General features: G+C 66.3%; 17 protein-coding genes. 10 read left to right on the forward strand and 7 right to left on the reverse strand.

Features of this window, described 5'->3' with window-relative positions; all coding sequences use genetic code 11:
• Positions 1-15 precede the first annotated feature (15 nt).
• Complete coding sequence (locus tag HFK18_RS12100) at positions 16-651, forward strand: glutathione S-transferase family protein (protein WP_180166429.1); 636 nt, start codon at positions 16-18, stop codon at positions 649-651.
• Positions 652-700: 49 nt separating this feature from the next.
• Here the strand turns inward: HFK18_RS12100 and arsC are convergent, their stop codons facing one another.
• From arsC to HFK18_RS12115, 3 genes are all read right to left on the reverse strand, one after another.
• A complete protein-coding gene (arsC, locus tag HFK18_RS12105; RefSeq protein ID WP_180166430.1) occupies positions 701-1,042 on the reverse strand; it encodes an arsenate reductase (glutaredoxin) in 342 nt (113 codons plus the stop codon).
• Positions 1,042-2,196: a phospholipase A gene (locus HFK18_RS12110; protein WP_180166431.1), complete on the reverse strand. Its 1,155-nt coding sequence runs from the start codon at positions 2,194-2,196 to the stop codon at positions 1,042-1,044. The genes arsC and HFK18_RS12110 overlap by 1 nt, the downstream gene beginning before the upstream one ends.
• Before the next feature lie 122 nt (positions 2,197-2,318).
• Positions 2,319-2,804: a DUF456 domain-containing protein gene (locus HFK18_RS12115; protein WP_099821145.1), complete on the reverse strand. Its 486-nt coding sequence runs from the start codon at positions 2,802-2,804 to the stop codon at positions 2,319-2,321.
• A gap of 237 nt (positions 2,805-3,041) precedes the next feature.
• On the opposite strand from HFK18_RS12115, the gene HFK18_RS12120 reads away from it, so the two are divergent.
• Positions 3,042-3,251: a cold-shock protein gene (locus HFK18_RS12120; protein ID WP_025876765.1), complete on the forward strand. Its 210-nt coding sequence runs from the start codon at positions 3,042-3,044 to the stop codon at positions 3,249-3,251.
• Between the two features lie 88 nt (positions 3,252-3,339).
• On the opposite strand, the gene HFK18_RS12125 is transcribed toward HFK18_RS12120, so the two are convergent.
• Complete coding sequence (locus HFK18_RS12125; protein WP_100552990.1) at positions 3,340-3,837, reverse strand: glycine zipper 2TM domain-containing protein; 498 nt, start codon at positions 3,835-3,837, stop codon at positions 3,340-3,342.
• A gap of 130 nt (positions 3,838-3,967) precedes the next feature.
• On the reverse strand, positions 3,968-4,402 hold the full coding sequence (locus tag HFK18_RS12130; RefSeq protein ID WP_180166432.1) for a cytochrome c: 435 nt from the start codon (positions 4,400-4,402) through the stop codon (positions 3,968-3,970).
• 79 nt (positions 4,403-4,481) lie between these two features.
• Here HFK18_RS12130 and HFK18_RS12135 point away from each other — a divergent pair, with 79 nt between their 5' ends.
• The gene (locus tag HFK18_RS12135; RefSeq protein WP_180166433.1) at positions 4,482-5,309 is read left to right on the forward strand and encodes a tRNA threonylcarbamoyladenosine dehydratase; all 828 of its coding nucleotides are present in this window, start codon (positions 4,482-4,484) and stop codon (positions 5,307-5,309) included.
• A 79-nt stretch (positions 5,310-5,388) separates the two neighbouring features.
• On the opposite strand, the gene HFK18_RS12140 is transcribed toward HFK18_RS12135, so the two are convergent.
• Both HFK18_RS12140 and HFK18_RS12145 read right to left on the reverse strand, forming a co-directional pair.
• On the reverse strand, positions 5,389-6,162 hold the full coding sequence (locus tag HFK18_RS12140) for a TatD family hydrolase (RefSeq protein WP_180166434.1): 774 nt from the start codon (positions 6,160-6,162) through the stop codon (positions 5,389-5,391).
• A complete protein-coding gene (locus tag HFK18_RS12145) occupies positions 6,159-6,374 on the reverse strand; it encodes a DUF6116 family protein (protein WP_180166435.1) in 216 nt (71 codons plus the stop codon). Before HFK18_RS12145 ends, HFK18_RS12140 begins: the two co-directional genes overlap by 4 nt.
• Positions 6,375-6,538: 164 nt before the next feature.
• Between HFK18_RS12145 and HFK18_RS12150 the strand changes: the two genes are divergently transcribed.
• The 7 genes from HFK18_RS12150 (at position 6,539) to HFK18_RS12180 (ending at position 15,441) form a co-directional block, all read left to right on the forward strand.
• Positions 6,539-7,378, forward strand: coding sequence for a glycine zipper 2TM domain-containing protein (locus tag HFK18_RS12150; protein WP_089236153.1), 840 nt, complete (start codon positions 6,539-6,541; stop codon positions 7,376-7,378).
• Positions 7,379-7,480: 102 nt separating this feature from the next.
• A complete protein-coding gene (locus tag HFK18_RS12155; RefSeq protein WP_180166436.1) occupies positions 7,481-8,029 on the forward strand; it encodes a GNAT family N-acetyltransferase in 549 nt (182 codons plus the stop codon).
• Between the two features lie 164 nt (positions 8,030-8,193).
• Entirely contained in the window at positions 8,194-8,853 is a 660-nt protein-coding gene (locus HFK18_RS12160) for a glutathione S-transferase family protein (RefSeq protein ID WP_180166437.1), read from the forward strand.
• 90 nt (positions 8,854-8,943) lie between these two features.
• Complete coding sequence (locus HFK18_RS12165; protein ID WP_180166438.1) at positions 8,944-11,223, forward strand: thiamine pyrophosphate-dependent enzyme; 2,280 nt, start codon at positions 8,944-8,946, stop codon at positions 11,221-11,223.
• Between the two features lie 3 nt (positions 11,224-11,226).
• Positions 11,227-13,170: an asparagine synthase (glutamine-hydrolyzing) gene (asnB, locus tag HFK18_RS12170; RefSeq protein WP_180166439.1), complete on the forward strand. Its 1,944-nt coding sequence runs from the start codon at positions 11,227-11,229 to the stop codon at positions 13,168-13,170.
• Between the two features lie 66 nt (positions 13,171-13,236).
• Positions 13,237-13,797: an NAD(P)H-dependent oxidoreductase gene (locus HFK18_RS12175; RefSeq protein WP_180166440.1), complete on the forward strand. Its 561-nt coding sequence runs from the start codon at positions 13,237-13,239 to the stop codon at positions 13,795-13,797.
• A 213-nt stretch (positions 13,798-14,010) separates the two neighbouring features.
• Entirely contained in the window at positions 14,011-15,441 is a 1,431-nt protein-coding gene (locus HFK18_RS12180) for a replicative DNA helicase (RefSeq protein WP_099821134.1), read from the forward strand.
• The last annotated feature ends 198 nt before the right edge of the window (positions 15,442-15,639 follow it).

A 15,639-nucleotide genomic window follows, 5' to 3' on the forward strand; every position in this document is an offset into this window, starting at 1 on the left:
CACAGGACCGGTCATATGCGCACCACCTTGTATGGTTCCACCAGCACCGCCTCGCTGGTGGTGCACTGGCTGCTGATCGAGCTGGGCATCGAGCACGAACTGGTGCTGCTCGATTTCGATACGCACGAGCACAAGTCGGCCGACTACCTGGTCCTTAATCCGGCCGGCAAGGTGCCGACCCTGCTGATCGACGGCCAGGCGCTGACCGAGGCGGCCGCGATTGCGCTGTATCTGGCAGATCGTCATCCGCAGGCAGGGTTGTTGCCTGCCGTCGGCGTGCCCGCACGCGGTGAGGCCTATCGTTGGATGTTCTGGTGTGCCAACACCGTGCAGCCGGCGTACCGCGCCTGGTTCTACGCGCATGAAGCGGCGGGTGGCGAGTGCATCGACGGCGTGCGTGCGATGGCGCGGCAGCAGCTGGAAGCGGCGTGGCAGCATGTTGCCACGCACCTGCAGAGCGGCGGCCCCTACCTGCTTGGCGATGCGCCGAGCGTTGTCGATTTCATGCTGGTGATGTTGATGCGCTGGTCGCGCAACATGCCCACGCCCAGCGACCACTGGCCGGTGTTGAAGGCGTATGCGGACCGCCTGAAGGCGCGCCCGGCGTTCGCCGAGGTCTATCGCCGCGAAGGCATCACCGACTGGCGGTAACCCGTTCTGTAGAGCCGAGCCATGCTCGGCTCTACCAAAGCGGGGCGGGTTACAGGATCTCCAGCACCGTTTCCGGTGGCCGGCACAGGCGGGTGCCCTTTGCGGTGCGTACCACCGGGCGGTTGATCAGCCGTGGGTGGGTGGCCATGGCGGCCAGCAGGGCGTCGTCGTCGGTTCCGTGCAGGCCCAGTGCGGCGAACTCGGGTTCCTTGCTGCGCACCAGTTCGGTGGCTGCCAGGCCGGATTCGGCCAGCACCTGGCGCAGCGTGGCCACGTCGGGCGGGCTGCCCAGATACTCGATCACCAGCGGTTCGACACCCGCGTCGCGGATCAGTTTGAGCGCCCCGCGCGAGTTGCTGCACGCGGGGTTATGCCAGATGGTCACCTCCATCAGAACCATTCCAGCAGCGACACGCCCACGCCGACATAGGTCGCCTTGTGGTTGTAGTCGATCAGGCTTTCGCCATAGCCGTCGAAGATCTGCACATGGCCGCGCAGCAGGTTGCTGATCGGGAAGCCGTAGTCCAGCTGCAGGGCGCCGTGCGAGCGGTCACCGGTACGCAACGAGTGGCGCGCCATCAACGAGACCTCGTGACCCTTGCGGTTCCAGGTCAGGGTCGCGTCGCCGCGGCCCATGTAGTCCTCGATGTCCGGGTTGTTGTCGTCGCTGCGGGTCTCGGGAATGCGGTACCAGGGACGCAGCACCAGTGCCCAGTTCTCGCGGTCCAGGCCGACATTCAGGATCACCCGGTTCCAGCTGCGCGACAGCGGATCGGCACGGCCGTTGGACTGGTGGTTGAGGCTGATGCCGGTCATCCGCCCACGCCAGCCACCGATCGAGTAGCCGTTGCGGAACACCATCATCACTTCCGGCTCGTAGTTGGTCTCGCGGAACGGGCGCGAGTCCTCGCCGTTGTAGGCCTGCCAGCGCGAACTCTGGGTGTAGCCGGCCCAGATGTCGCCGTTGTCGCCGAACAGGTTCTCGGCGATCTTGGTCTTGAAGCTGATCTGGAATTTCAGCTCGGCACTGTCCAGCACCTGCGGGGTGGTCACGCTGTTGGCCGGGTTCGGCGAGTGCGGCATGGTGTTGCGATCGCTGGTCCAGAAGGCCGGCAGCAGGTACACGGGCTTGTACGCACGCAGCTGGAACGGGCCCAGCTTGGAGTCCTCGGCCAGTTCCCAGCGGCTGTCCAGCAGCGAACCACGGCCGGCGTTGGCAAGTGCGCTGTCCGGCGCTTCGGAACGGAACAGATCGCTGACGCGTTCGCGCAGTTTTTCCTCGCCCTGGCTTACCCGCGTGGTGTTGCGCTGCTCGCGGCGTGCCTGTGCGGCGGCTTCGGCGGCCGCATCAGCTTCGGCGGTGGCCTGCGGCGTGCGCCCGAACTGGCGGTCGTAGCAGGCCAGGCGTGCGGCATCGGTGGTGATGGCCGCGCAGGCGGCCGGCGAGGCCTCGGCACTGGGCGCGAATTCCTGCGCTGCCACTGGCGCGCTGGCCAGGGCCAACGCCAGCGGTGCAAGGCGGGGGAACAACGGAGAGAGGGTCATTGCAGCAGGCCCTTCGGAATGAATGCGGAAAGAGGGACAGTGTGGCGGCTGCATCCGGTAACGGCCAGCCCCACGGGTTTATGCCCGGCGTGTGCGTGCGCGCTGCGTGAAGGCCGCCTGCCTCACAGGAACCAGGCGAAGGCGAACAGGCCCAGCATCGCGATCACCAGCGCCAGCTTCAGCGCCAGACCCAGCAGGATGCCGAGCCACGTGGCCAGCCCGACCTTGGTCGAGCGGCCGAGCTCGCGGGTATGCCAGTACTCGCCCAGCAGGGCGCCGAGCAGGGGTCCGGCGAACAGGCCGATCGGCATGAAGAACAGGCCGACGATGCTGCCGATGAACGTGCCCCAGAGCGCTTTGCGGCTGGCGCCCACGCGCTTGGCGCCAACCACGGTCGCCAGCACGTCGACCAGCAGCGACAGCGCAGTCAGTACGCCGAGGATCAGCAGGGTCGGCCAGCCGACATGGACGAAGCCGTCTGCCCACGCAGCAAGTACCAATCCGACGAAGACCAGCGGGATGCCCGGCAGGGCCGGCAGGACGATGCCTGCGATGCCGATCAGGACAAAAATGACCGCTAGCAGATACAAGATGAATGAGAGGTCCATGCTGTCCAGTATGGTTGTGTTTTTGGGGTTGACAGTGAAAGGTTTTTGCCAGTTGCTTTTTCGTTTTGGTCGGGTTAAGTTGCAGTCGCTGAGCTTGGCAAGGTCACCGTGGATCGTGGCCTGATGAAGCAAGATCGTTCCGATCCGCTGCATCGATGCACCTCGCTTCCCCCTTGCTTGTCAGCCGCCCAACAGGCGTATCCAACAACAAGTAGAGAGTCAAAGGGAGTTAGTGAGATGGCTGATCGCGAGAACGGTACCGTGAAGTGGTTCAATGATGCCAAGGGCTTCGGCTTCATCAGCCGGCAGAATGGCGAGGACGTGTTCGTGCACTTCCGTGCCATCGAGACCCAGGGCTTCAAGAGCCTCAAGGAAGGCCAGGCTGTGAGCTTTGAAGTCGTGCAGGGCCAGAAGGGCCTGCAGGCCGACAAGGTCCAGCCGGCGTAATTCCTGCCGCTTGCCGGCATGAAAAAGGCCCGCGCAAGCGGGCCTTTTTTTGTTGCTCCGGTTCTGTTCGGCCGGGGCCCGCTTCGGTTCAGCGCAGGATGACCTTGCCGTTGACCACGCGGACATAGGTGTTTTCGCGGATGCCGCCGAGGTCGCGCTGGTTGACCACGATGGTGCGGCCGTCATCCATGCGCACGCTGATGTCATACGTATCGCTGGTGACGTTCTTCTGGATCTGGTTGCCCGCCAGTGCACCACCCACGGCGCCGGCTGCGGCGGCGATGTTCTTGTTGCCGCGGCTGCCGCCGGTGTGGTCGGAGATCTCATGGCCGGCGACCGCGCCGACGATGCCGCCGAGGATCGCGCCGGTGGCGGAAGGCGCGGTACGGCCAGACTGCACGGCATTGATGCGGGTGACGATGCCGCAGTCGGCGCAACGACCCTGGTTGTAACCGGAGTTGTTGCCGTAGCCGCCGTTGTTGTAGCCGTTGTTGTTGTAACCACCACCGCCATAGCCCGGCGAGGTGGCACAGCCGGCCAGGCCGACGGTTGCGATGACACTGGCGGCGATGAGCTGGATCTTCATGGGGCGTCTCCTGGCCGTGAAGGCGGGTGCGTTGGGTGGTACTGCGTCATGCAGCAGGGTGAGCGAATCCTCCTCTTTTCAACGTGAACAAGGCGCCAACCACATGTGCCTTCGCCCACTCGAAGATGAATCAGCGGAAATCCTGATGACAGGCCCGGCAATCGTCCTTCAGGGCCTGCACCTGCTGCGCCAACGCAGTGCAGTCGGTGGGAGGGCTGGCCAAAGCCGCATTGAGGTCGGCGCGGTACTTGCTGGCGTGCTGCTGGAACTGCCGGCTGTCCTTCAACCCGGGGAAGGCCAGGTCCAGGTCGTTGGACAGCAGTCGCAGCACCTGCAGGCGCGGGACGCTGTCGCCCAGGCTGCAGCGGTTCTGCTGCTGCGCCTGCTGCAGCAGATCCGCCTGCCGCTGCATCACCTGCATCAGGCTGTCCGGGAACGGGTCGCGGCGCGCCTGCAGGGCACGGCCGACCATCACCGTGGCAATCAGGCCGATCAGCAGGCCCAGACCGAGTACGAACAGATAGCGGTAGGCGGTGGACGGGCGGCGGGGTGGGCTGGCACTCATGGCGGGCGCTCCGGACATGCAACGGTGGGTTCGGTGTCGGCGTGCAGTCGTCAGGGGATCTGCACGCTAAAATAGCCCGATGAACGAACAGGTCAAACAACGCTTCGCCGGCATCGAACGGCTGTATGGCGTCGGCGCGCTCGAGCGCCTGCAGGGCAGCCGTGTCGCCGTGGTCGGCATGGGCGGCGTGGGCTCGTGGGTGGTGGAGGCGCTGGCGCGCTCGGCGGTCGGCCATCTGGTCCTGATCGATGCCGATGACATCTGCGTATCCAATACCAACCGGCAGCTGCCGGCGCTGGAGGGCAACTACGGGCGCAACAAGGCCGAGGCCATGGCCGAGCGCTGCCGGGCGATCAATCCGCAGATCGAGGTCGACGCCGTGCAGGCGTTCCTGACCCCGGCCAACATGGGCGAACTGCTGGACCGCGGTTTCGACCTGGTGATCGACGCCTGTGACAGCTTCCGGGTGAAGGTGGAAACCATCGCCTGGTGCCGCCGCCGCAAGCTGCCGTTGCTGACCGTCGGCGCGGCCGGCGGCCGTACCGATCCCACCCTGGTGCGCATCCGCGATGTCTCGCGCACCGAGCATGACGCGATGCTGGCGCTGATCCGCAAGAAGCTGCGCAGCGAATTCAACTTCCCGAAGAATGCCAAGCGCTATTTCGGCGTGCCGGCGGTGTATTCGCTGGAGAACGTGAAGTATCCACAGGCCGACGGCAGCGTCTGTGGCCTGCGGCCGAACCTGGGCGCGGATGCGGCGCTGAAGCTGGATTGCGGCGCTGGCCTGGGCGCGGCCACCCACATCACCGGCGCGTTCGCATTTGCCGCCGTGGGCAAGGCGCTGGAGATGCTGCTGGAGCCGAAGAAGGTGAAGGCCGAAGCGGTTGAGGCAGAGGCCGGGGTGTGATCGGGTAGTGCCGGCCGCTGGCCGGCATCTGCGCTGATTCAAACGTTTCGGGGTTGCCGGCCAGCGGCCGGCACTAGCGTTACGGTGCGGGCAGGCTGAACAGCCGCCGCGCGTTGTCCGTGGTGGCCCGCGCCACGTCTTCAATGTCCATTCCGCGCAGCGCGGCGATGTGGCGGGCAATGACCGCCAGCCGCGCCGGCTCGTTGCGCTGGCCACGGATCCCCGCGTCGGGCTGGTCCGGCGCATCGGTCTCCAGGAGCAGTTGTTCCATTGGCATCTCGCGGACAAGCCGTTGCAGGCGCTGCGCGCGCTCGTAGGTCAGTGGTCCGCCCAGGCCGAGCAGGAATCCCAGTTTGTGCAGCTGCGCGGCCTGTTCCGGGCTGCCGGAAAAGCTGTGCACCACCCCGCGCAGGCCACCGATGCGGCGGATCGCGGCGATCACCGCATCCACTGCACGGCGGGCATGCACGATCACCGGCAGATCGAACTCGCGCGCCAGCTTCAGCTGGCCGAGGAAATACGCCTGCTGGGCCTCGGCATCCAGGCCCTCGACGAAGAAATCCAGCCCGCATTCGCCGATCGCGCAGGGTCGCTCCTGCTCGATCCACGCACGCAGTTGCGGCAGGTGTTCAGGCCGGTGCTGGTCCAGGAACATCGGGTGCAGGCCATAGGCGGGGTAGAGGCCCGTCGCCTGCTGGCAGACCGCGCGCAGCTTTGGCCAGCTGGCCGCAGTGACGGCCGGCACCACCTGCCACTGCACGCCGGCAGCGCGTGCGCGGTCGATGACCGCCTCGCGGTCGCCGTCGAATTCGCTGGCATCCAGATGGCAGTGGCTGTCGACCAGCAGGTTCAACGCTGCTCCAGCGGTGGTGGCGTGGTCGCGCTGCGGCTCTTCCAGTTGGCCAGCAGCAGGGTGCCCAGGCCCAGCATCAGTTCGTCGATGAACGGAATCGGGTCGGGGATGAACAGGGTCAGCGCGAACAGGCCGGCGGTCAGCTTGAACAGGGTGGGGTAGCGCAGCCGGCGCGCCCATTGCAGGACCGGCAGCAGCATCGGATTGGCCATCACGGGGTGCTCCTGGGGGGAATGTGCAAACGCTACCACGGGCCCAGCATTTCCCGATGCTGAATGGGTTACGACGGTGAGCAGGAAATGTGGAGATTCCGTTCAGGCACCGCATGCTGCAATCTGGCCTGAGAACGTTGCGGACGGTCCGCAAGGAGCAGGTCATGAAAAGCACAACTACAACTGTCCTGGTCGCAGCGGGCGCGCTGCTGGTCGGTGGTATCGCAACCGCCGCCTTCATGAAGAGTGGCGACAAGTCGCCTGAGCAGCTCAGCGCCGGAAACCCGAGTGAATCGCGTCTGGTCGATGGCAATGCCACCGACGATGGCGCGCGTGGCGACGCAGTGGACGCCACTGCGCCGCGTGGCCTGGAATACGCCGATGTGCTGAAGGTCGATCCGATCACCGAGAAGCAGAAGGCCTATGCCACTGTGATCGGCACCGATCCGGTGCGCGAGACGTCCACTACCCAGACCCCGCATGAGGTCTGTCAGGACGTGGTGGTGCAGGAGCGCCTGCCCGAGCGTGATGGCAACGTCGGTGGCACCGTGGTCGGTGCCGTGGTCGGCGGCCTGCTGGGCAACCAGGTGGGCGGCGGCAACGGCAAGAAGGCTGCAACTGCTGCCGGTGCCGTGGCCGGTGGCTTCATCGGCAACCAGGTCGACAAGCGCCACGTGGGTGGCCGCGTGGTCAACCGCACCGAGCGCCAGTGCCACACCGAAACGGCGACCTCCGAGTCGAGCCGTGTCACCGGCTACAACGTGACCTACCGCAATGAAGACGGCACCACCGGCACCATGCGCATGGGCAGCAAGCCGGGCAACCGCATCGCCATGGGCACCAGCGACGTGGTCAAGGGCTACAACGTGACCTACCGCTACGACGGTGCAGAGAAGACCGTGCGTCTGGACAACAAGCCGGCCAGCGATCGCCTGCCGGTGGTGGATGGGCAGCTGGTCACCCAGACCGCCGCCGCCGCGGATTCGACGGCCAACCGCCAGTAATCCCAGACTACGACGCAGCATGGAACAGGCCGGCTTTTGCCGGCCTGTTTTTTTTGCATGGGTGGGGTTCATCCATGCGTGGCGTGGATCTACCATGACCCCATGAGCATCTTTGACCTGCGCATCGAAACCGAACGCCTGATCCTGCGCCCGCCGCAGCGACAGGACTACGCACCCTATCTGGCGTTCTGTGCCGACGAAGAGGTGATGCGCACGCTGGGTGGCGTGCAGTCACCGTCGGTGGCATGGCGCGGCTTCTGCAGCCTGGCCGGGGCGTGGCAGCTGTTCGGCTTCTCGATGTTCAGCGTGATCGAGAAATCGAGCGGCGAATGGATCGGTCGCATGGGACCGTGGCAGCCGCAGGACTGGCCCGGTACCGAGGTCGGCTGGAGCATCCGCCGTGCCAGCTGGGGCAAGAGCTACGCACCGGAGGCGGCGATCGCAGCCATCGATTGGGCGTTCGATACGCTGGGCTGGGACGAGGTGATCCACACCATCGCCGAAGACAACGAGAACTCGAAAGTGGTTGCGCGCAAGCTGGGCAGCACGCTGCTGCGCATGGGGCAGTTGCCCCCGCCCTATGAAGGCAAGCCGCTGGAAATCTGGGGGCAATCGCGCGAGCAATGGCAACAGCGCCGTTCGCCGTTGTAGAGCCGAGCCGATGCTCGGCTGCATTTGTCGAGCAGCAGCCGAGCATGGGCTCGGCATCTACAGGATGCATCGCCCGTCATGCTGCACCCGCGCTTGGCAATCGCCTGGCTGCTTGCCAGACTGCGGGCAGCCGGCTACAGGCCGGCACCTCCCTGGAGCAGGCAATGGTGGAAGAGCGCATTCCGTTGACGGTGCATGGCATGTCGGTTTCGGGCAACTGCCACAAGGTGCGCCTGCTGCTGGAACAGCTGGGCAGCCGCTACCGCTGGGTGGAGGTGGACAGTGCCCACGGCCAGACCCATAGCGCGGAATTTCTCGCTCTCAACCCCAATGCCAAGGTGCCGTTGATCGTGCGCGACGACGGCCGCGTGCTGACCGAATCCAATGCGATCCTGTTCTGGCTGGCCGAGGGCACGCCGTATCTTCCGGCCGACGGCTGGCAGCGTGCGCAGGCATTGAGCTGGATGTTCTTCGAGCAGTACACGCATGAACCCTGCGTGGCGGTGGCACGCTTCATCCGCGGTTGGACACCGGCCGACTCGCCACGCCGTGCTGAACTGCCGCGCCTGCAGGAGCGCGCTGCCAGCGCCCTGGCGGTGATGGAACAGCATCTGCGGCAGGCGCAGTGGTTTACCGGCGATGACTACGGCATCGCCGATATCGCCCTGTTCGCCTATTCCGATGTCGCTGCCGACGGTGGCATCGCGCTGGATGCATTCCCGCAGGTGCGGGCCTGGTTGCAGCGGGTGCGCGCGCAGCCTCGCTTCGTGCCCATGCCCGCGGTGACCGCCGAGGTGCGCGCGCGGTTCAACGCACCGGATTGATTCCCCTGCAGCGCCGGGCGTGCTCGACCCGTGTAAAGGGTCGCGCAGGCCTGGCGCCACGGTTCGCAACAACGGCACGGAGGGTGTTCGATGTTCGCTGTGGTTCCAGATCCCATTCCCGCACGCATGCGCGGCCTCAACCGTGCCGAAGTCTGTGACGTCAATTTCCTTGAGGCCGTACGCGCCTGGCGCGGCATGCCGCGACCGCGTCCGGCGCCGGATGCGCCGATCCTGCCCGGCAGCACCCTGACGGCCGCCGCGTTCGGCGAACTGTTTGAATCGCAGCTGCTCAGCCGCCAGCTGGACCTGATGGCGCGCGTACTGCGCGTGCAGAACAAGGTCTTCTACACCATCGGCTCGTCCGGTCATGAGGGCAACGCGCTGCTTGCGCGCGCCTGCCGCCACACCGATCCCGCCTTCCTGCATTATCGTTCCGGCGCGTTCATGGCCGAACGCGCCCGGCTGGTGCCAGGCATGGACCCCGTGCGCGACGCCGCGCTGTCCTTCGCCGCCAGTGCCGACGATCCGGCCAGTGGCGGCCGTCACAAAGTATGGGGCAGCAAGCCGCTGTGGGTGCTGCCGCAGACCTCGACCATCGCATCGCACCTGCCCAAGGCATTGGGTACCGCGCTGGCGATCGAGAGTGGCAGGCGCCTGAGCCAGCCGCTGCCGATTCCGGCCGACAGCATCGTGATGTGCTCCTTCGGCGATGCCTCGGCCAACCATGCCACCGCGCAGACCGCGTTCAATACCGCGATGTGGTCGGCCTACCAGAAGCTGCCGGTGCCGATCCTGTTCGTGTGCGAAGACAACGGTCTCGGCATTTCGGTGAAGACACCTGAAGGATGGATCGCAGAGCGCTTCAGCCGGCAACCGGGCCTGGACTATTTCTTCGCCGATGGCCTGGACCTGGCGGCCGGGCACGCGCAGGTGCAGGCGGCGGTCGAGCATTGCCGGCGCATGCGTCGGCCCACGTTCCTGCACCTGCGGACCACGCGGTTGATGGGCCACGCCGGTACCGACTTCGAAGTGGAATGGCGCGCATTGGCCGAGCTGTGCACGGCCGAGGCGCAGGACCCGCTGCTGCGCTCGGCGCAGATCGCACTGGAATCGGGCTGGATGGATGCGGCAGGCGTCGAGGCCGCCTATGAAACCCTGCGCGCGCGCTGCGTGGCCGCTGCCATCGATGCCGATACGCGTCCGAAGCTGCAGACATTGCAGGAAGTGATCACGCCGTTGGCGCCCTATACGCCGGCAGCGGTACAGGCCGAGGCCGAGCGCGTGGCGCCCGTCGAGGCCCGGCAGGCGCTGTACGGCGGCGCCGACGCGCTGCCCGAACGGCAACCGCCGCGGCACCTGGCGATCCAGATCAACCACGGGCTGCAGGAACTGCTGGGCAAGTATCCGCAGGCGCTGCTGTTTGGCGAGGATGTCGCGCAGAAAGGCGGCGTCTACACGGTGACGCGCGACCTGCTGCGCCGCTTCGGCCCGCGCCGGGTATTCAACACGCTGCTGGACGAGACCATGATCCTGGGCATGGCCCAGGGTCTGGCCAACATGGGCATGTTGCCGATTCCGGAAATCCAGTACCTGGCCTACCTGCACAACGCCATCGACCAGCTGCGCGGCGAGGCCTGCTCGCTTCAGTTCTTCTCCAACGACCAGTTCCGCAACCCGATGCTGGTGCGGGTGGCCGGGCTGGGTTACCAGAAGGGGTTCGGCGGCCACTTCCACAACGACAACTCGATCACGGCGCTGCGTGACATCCCGGGGCTGGTGGTGGGCTGTCCGTCGCGTGGCGATGATGCGGTGATGATGCTGCGCACATTGGCGGCATTGGCCCGCGTGGATGGCCGGGTAGCGGTGTTCCTGGAACCGATCGCCCTGTATATGACCAAGGATCTGCACGCGGCCGGCGATGGCCAGTGGTTGTTCGACTACCCCGCACCCGGGCAGGCGCTGGTGCTGGGCGAGGGCAGGGTGTACGCGCCGGATGCCACCGATCTTGTGATCTTCACCTACGGCAACGGTGTGCCGATGGCGCTGCGCGCAGCGACCGCTATCGAGCAGCAGCTGGGCTGGCAGGTGCGGGTGGTCGACCTGCGCTGGCTGGTGCCGTTGAATGCCGCCTTCATCGGCGCCCAGGCCGCCACCGCGCAACGGGTGCTGGTGCTGGACGAGGGGCGGCAGAGCGGGGGCGTCGGCGAGGGCGTGATCACCGCGCTGGTCGAGGCCGGCCATGGCCACCTGCCGGTGCGCCGGGTCTGCGGTGCCGATACCTATACGCCGCTGGCGGGGGCAGCAATGTTCGGGCTTCCAAGCGACAATGCGGTGATTGGCGCCGCCCTCGACCTGGCGCAGGAACCCTGATGCATGTGTGGATTGGCGGGTATGTTGTTGCCGGCGGCACAGACGCCGGCCGAGGTCCTGCAGGCGCAGGCGCTGGCCATGGGCCAGGCGCTGCACCATCGCGGGCCGGATGACGGCGGTACCTGGGTCGATGCCGCCGCCGGCATCGCCCTGGCCCACCGGCGCCTGAGCATCCTCGATCTTTCACCGTTGGGCCACCAGCCGATGGCCTCGGCCGACGGCCGCTATGTGATGGCCTACAACGGCGAGGTCTACAACTTTGCCGCCCTGCGCGCCGAACTGGAGCCGCTGGGCCATGCGTTCCGTGGCCATTCCGATACCGAGGTGCTGTTGGCCGCGATCCTGCAGTGGGGCGTCGAGGACACCCTGCAGCGCGCCAACGGCATGTTCGCCATCGCCTTGTGGGATCGCCAGGAACAGTGCCTGTGGCTGGCCCGTGACCGGGTCGGCAAGAAGCCGCTGTACTACGGCTGGGCCGGTGATGCGCTGGTGTTCGGCTCCGAGCTGAAGGCGCTGTGGCAGCATCCGGATTTCGACAACGATATCGACCGCGATGCGCTGACGCTGCTGCTGCGGCTGGATTACATCCCCGCACCGCACAGCATCCACCAGCGCTGCTACAAGCTGATGCCTGGCCGCGTGCTGCGGCTGGATGCGGCGGCGGTGGCGGCAGGGGCCAGCGCACATCGCCCTGAGCAGGCACAGCGCCCGTACTGGGACGCGCGTGCGCGCATGCAGGCCGCACTGGCCGCACCGTTCCAGGGCCGCATCGAGGAGGCCGAGGAGCAGCTGGATGGCCTGTTGCGCGATGCGGTGGCGCTGCGCATGGTGGCCGATGTGCCGGTGGGCGTATTCCTGTCCGGCGGCACCGATTCGTCGCTGGTGGCGGCGCTGATGCAGGCGCAGAGCGGGCAGCCGGTGCACAGCTTCAGCATCGGCTTCAGCGGCTCCCACCACGACGAGGCGCCGTTGGCCAGGGAAGTTGCCACCCACCTTGGCTGCGATCACACCGAACTGTACGTCAGCGGCGCGGACGCGCTGGCGGTGGTGCCGCAGCTGCCGGCGATGTTCGATGAACCCTTTGCCGATGCCTCGCAGGTGCCGACCGCGCTGGTCGCCCGCCTCGCCCGGCAGGGCGTGACCGTCGCGTTGTCCGGTGACGGTGGCGATGAACTGTTTTTCGGCTACACCCGCTATGTACGCGCGCTGCGCAACTGGCAGATGCTGGGACGGGTGCCCGCGCCGCTGCGGCGCTGGATGGGCGCGCGTGCGCACCAGCAGGGTGAAGCATCGCGCACTGGTGGGCTGGCCGCGTTGCTGGCCGAAACCGGCGCGCGCGGCATCGGCGATGTGTATCGCAACCGCATTTCGCGCTGGCGCGATCCGGCGGCGGCGGTGATCGGTGCGAGCGAGGCGGGCAGCTTCTACGATCTGGCCGATCCGCTGCATGGTGCCGGTACGCCGGCCGACGCGATGATGCTGGCCGACTTCGTCAGCTATCTGCCCGATGACCTGCTGTGCAAGGTCGACCGCACCTCGATGGCGGTCAGCCTGGAGGCGCGCGCGCCCTTGCTGGACTGGCGCGTGGCCGAGTTCGCGTGGTCGCTGCCGCTGGGCTTCAAGCGCAGCGAATCGACCAGCAAGGTGCTGCTCAAGCGCGTGCTGGGGCGGTACGTGCCGCAGTCGATGGTGCACCGGCCCAAACGTGGATTCGGCGCGCCGGTCAGTGATTGGCTGAAGGGCGATCTGAAGCCCTGGGCGGACGAGCTGCTGCAGCCGGCGCGGCTGGAACGTGAAGGGGTGTTGTCGGCCGCGGCTGTGCAGCCGCTGTGGCAGCAGTTCCTGGGCGGCCAGCGCAAGTGGCACACGCACCTGTGGAACGTGCTGATGTTCCAGGCCTGGCAGGACCATTGGCGGCAGGTGCGCGCAGGCGTACAGCGCGGCTGATCTTCACCGGTGGGGAAGGGCGCGGCCGCTAGGCTGGCTCTTCCGCACCGTGAGGAGTATGTCCTGATGTCCGTCCCCACCATTGCCGTTTTCGTCGGCAGCCTGCGCAAGGAATCGTGCAACCGCAAGCTGGCCCACGCGCTGGAGAAGCTGGCCGGCGACAAGGCGCGCTTCCAGTATGTGCAGATCGGCGACCTGCCGCTGTACGACCAGGATTTCGACGCTAGCTACCCGGCGCAGGGCACGCGCCTGAAAGACCAGGTGCGCGCCGCCGACGCCGTGCTGTTCGTTACCCCCGAGTACAACCGTTCCGTGCCGGGCGTGCTGAAGAATGCGATCGACATCGGCTCGCGCCCTTACGGCGACAGCGCCTTCGCCGGCAAGCCAGCGGCGGTGATCGGCGCCTCCATCGGCCAGATCGGCACGGCGGTGGCCCAGCAGCACCTGCGCAACAGCCTGGCCTTCCTGGACATGCACGTGCTTGGCCAGCCCGAGGCGTTCATCCACTTCAAGGATGGCCTGATCGATGCCGACGGCACGATCCACAATGAAGGCACGCAGACGTTCCTGAAGGGCTACGTGGACCGGTTCCTGGCCCTGATCGCGGTATATGCCAAGGGCGATTGACGCCAGCGGCCGCGGTCGCCATCTGCGATAATGCTCCGCTGCGGGCGTCGCAACGACGCCCGTCGCAGGCAATGCGACGCCCCCGCGCCAGTCTGGACAGGCTCAGGCGGATATCCCCCGTTCTTCCACGGCTTATCCACAGATTTGTCCATGGCCGCCGGGGTCGGCGCATGCCTACACTGGTCTGGCCCCTTTCGCAGGAAACACCGCAGCATGTCCGCCCGTTCCGGCTTCCGTTCCAACCGCAGAGAGCGCGGCGATGGCTTCGATCGCGATCGCGATGAATCGCGTATCGACCAGTTGCGCGTGCCGCCGCACTCGGTGGAGGCCGAACAGGCGGTGCTGGGCGGCCTGATGCTGGCACCGGACGCCTACGACCGGGTCAACGATCAGTTGACCGAGGGTGACTTCTACCGCCGCGACCACCAGATGATCTACCGGGCGATCCGCGAGTTGTCCGAGCGCGAGCGTCCGTTCGATGCGGTGACCCTGGGCGAATGGTTCGAATCGCAGGGCAAGATGGAGCTGGTGGGCGATGGCGCCTATCTGATCGAACTGGCCAGCACCACGCCGTCGGCGGCCAACATCGTGGCCTATGCCGAGATCGTGCGCGACAAGGCGGTGCTGCGGCAGCTGATCCAGGTCGGCACCGACATCGTCAACGATGGTTTCCAGCCCGAGGGCCGCGACAGCAGCGAGCTGCTGTCCGCTGCGGAAAAGAGCGTGTTCGCGATTGCCGAACAGGGCGCGCGCGGCCGTACCGACTTCGTGGCCATGCCCGGCGCGTTGAAGGACGCGTTCGAAGAGCTGCGCAACCGCTTCGAGAATGGCGGCAACATCACCGGCCTGCCGACCGGCTACACCGATTTCGATGCGATGACCGCCGGCCTGCAGCCGACCGACCTGATCATCCTTGCCGCACGTCCTGCGATGGGCAAGACCACCTTCGCCCTGAACATCGCCGAGTACGCGGCGATCAAGTCGAAGAAGGGCGTGGCGGTGTTCTCGATGGAAATGTCCGCATCGCAGCTGGCGATGCGCCTGATCTCCTCCAATGGCCGCATCAACGCGCAGCGCCTGCGTACCGGCCAGCTGGAGGACGAGGACTGGAGCCGGGTGACCGGTGCGATCAAGATGCTGAAGGAAACCAAGATCTTCATCGACGATACGCCGGGCGTGTCGCCGGAGATCCTGCGTTCCAAGTGCCGCCGCCTCAAGCGCGAGCACGACTTGGGCCTGATCGTGATCGACTACCTGCAGCTGATGAGCGTGCCGGGCAACAGCGAGAACCGCGCGACCGAAATCTCCGAGATCTCGCGTTCGCTGAAAGGCCTGGCCAAGGAACTGCACGTGCCGGTCATCGCGCTGTCCCAGCTCAACCGCTCGCTGGAAACACGTACCGACAAGCGCCCGGTGATGGCCGACCTTCGCGAATCGGGCGCAATCGAGCAGGATGCGGACATGATCGTCTTCATCTACCGCGACGATTACTACAACAAGGAAAATTCGCCGGACAAGGGCCTGGCCGAGATCATCATCGGCAAGCACCGTGGTGGCCCCACCGGCTCGTGCAAGCTGAAGTTCTTCGGCGAGTACACCCGTTTCGACAACCTGGCCCACGACTCGGTCGGTTCGTTCGAATAACCGACGATTCCGGCGCGCCCTGGAGAGCCAAGCCCACGCTCGGCTCTTTTCGTTCGGGCCCGCGACCTCATGTTCTCCGTCCGGATCGCCAAAAATCCGTACGTGGCGTGTAAATGACATGTAACGCAACGCTTCTACGATTCCGCCGCTGCTGCTCTTTTGACGCCGCCCTTCGGCGTCCAGCGCGCCCAAGGAATC

Source organism: Stenotrophomonas sp. SbOxS2, assembly GCF_013416715.1.
Lineage (GTDB): Bacteria > Pseudomonadota > Gammaproteobacteria > Xanthomonadales > Xanthomonadaceae > Stenotrophomonas > Stenotrophomonas lactitubi.

Excerpts from the sequence above, each read along its gene's own strand:
- HFK18_RS12100 (WP_180166429.1), top strand. The coding sequence starts at position 16 with ATGCGCACCACCTTGTATGGTTCCACCAGCACCGCCTCGCTGGTGGTG.
- arsC (WP_180166430.1), bottom strand. The coding sequence starts at position 1,042 with ATGGAGGTGACCATCTGGCATAACCCCGCGTGCAGCAACTCGCGCGGG.
- HFK18_RS12110 (WP_180166431.1), bottom strand. The coding sequence starts at position 2,196 with ATGACCCTCTCTCCGTTGTTCCCCCGCCTTGCACCGCTGGCGTTGGCC.
- HFK18_RS12115 (WP_099821145.1), bottom strand. The coding sequence starts at position 2,804 with ATGGACCTCTCATTCATCTTGTATCTGCTAGCGGTCATTTTTGTCCTG.
- HFK18_RS12120 (WP_025876765.1), top strand. The coding sequence starts at position 3,042 with ATGGCTGATCGCGAGAACGGTACCGTGAAGTGGTTCAATGATGCCAAG.
- HFK18_RS12125 (WP_100552990.1), bottom strand. The coding sequence starts at position 3,837 with ATGAAGATCCAGCTCATCGCCGCCAGTGTCATCGCAACCGTCGGCCTG.
- HFK18_RS12130 (WP_180166432.1), bottom strand. The coding sequence starts at position 4,402 with ATGAGTGCCAGCCCACCCCGCCGCCCGTCCACCGCCTACCGCTATCTG.
- HFK18_RS12135 (WP_180166433.1), top strand. The coding sequence starts at position 4,482 with ATGAACGAACAGGTCAAACAACGCTTCGCCGGCATCGAACGGCTGTAT.
- HFK18_RS12145 (WP_180166435.1), bottom strand. The coding sequence starts at position 6,374 with ATGGCCAATCCGATGCTGCTGCCGGTCCTGCAATGGGCGCGCCGGCTG.
- HFK18_RS12150 (WP_089236153.1), top strand. The coding sequence starts at position 6,539 with ATGAAAAGCACAACTACAACTGTCCTGGTCGCAGCGGGCGCGCTGCTG.
- HFK18_RS12155 (WP_180166436.1), top strand. The coding sequence starts at position 7,481 with ATGAGCATCTTTGACCTGCGCATCGAAACCGAACGCCTGATCCTGCGC.
- HFK18_RS12160 (WP_180166437.1), top strand. The coding sequence starts at position 8,194 with ATGGTGGAAGAGCGCATTCCGTTGACGGTGCATGGCATGTCGGTTTCG.
- HFK18_RS12165 (WP_180166438.1), top strand. The coding sequence starts at position 8,944 with ATGTTCGCTGTGGTTCCAGATCCCATTCCCGCACGCATGCGCGGCCTC.
- asnB (WP_180166439.1), top strand. The coding sequence starts at position 11,227 with ATGTGTGGATTGGCGGGTATGTTGTTGCCGGCGGCACAGACGCCGGCC.
- HFK18_RS12175 (WP_180166440.1), top strand. The coding sequence starts at position 13,237 with ATGTCCGTCCCCACCATTGCCGTTTTCGTCGGCAGCCTGCGCAAGGAA.
- HFK18_RS12180 (WP_099821134.1), top strand. The coding sequence starts at position 14,011 with ATGTCCGCCCGTTCCGGCTTCCGTTCCAACCGCAGAGAGCGCGGCGAT.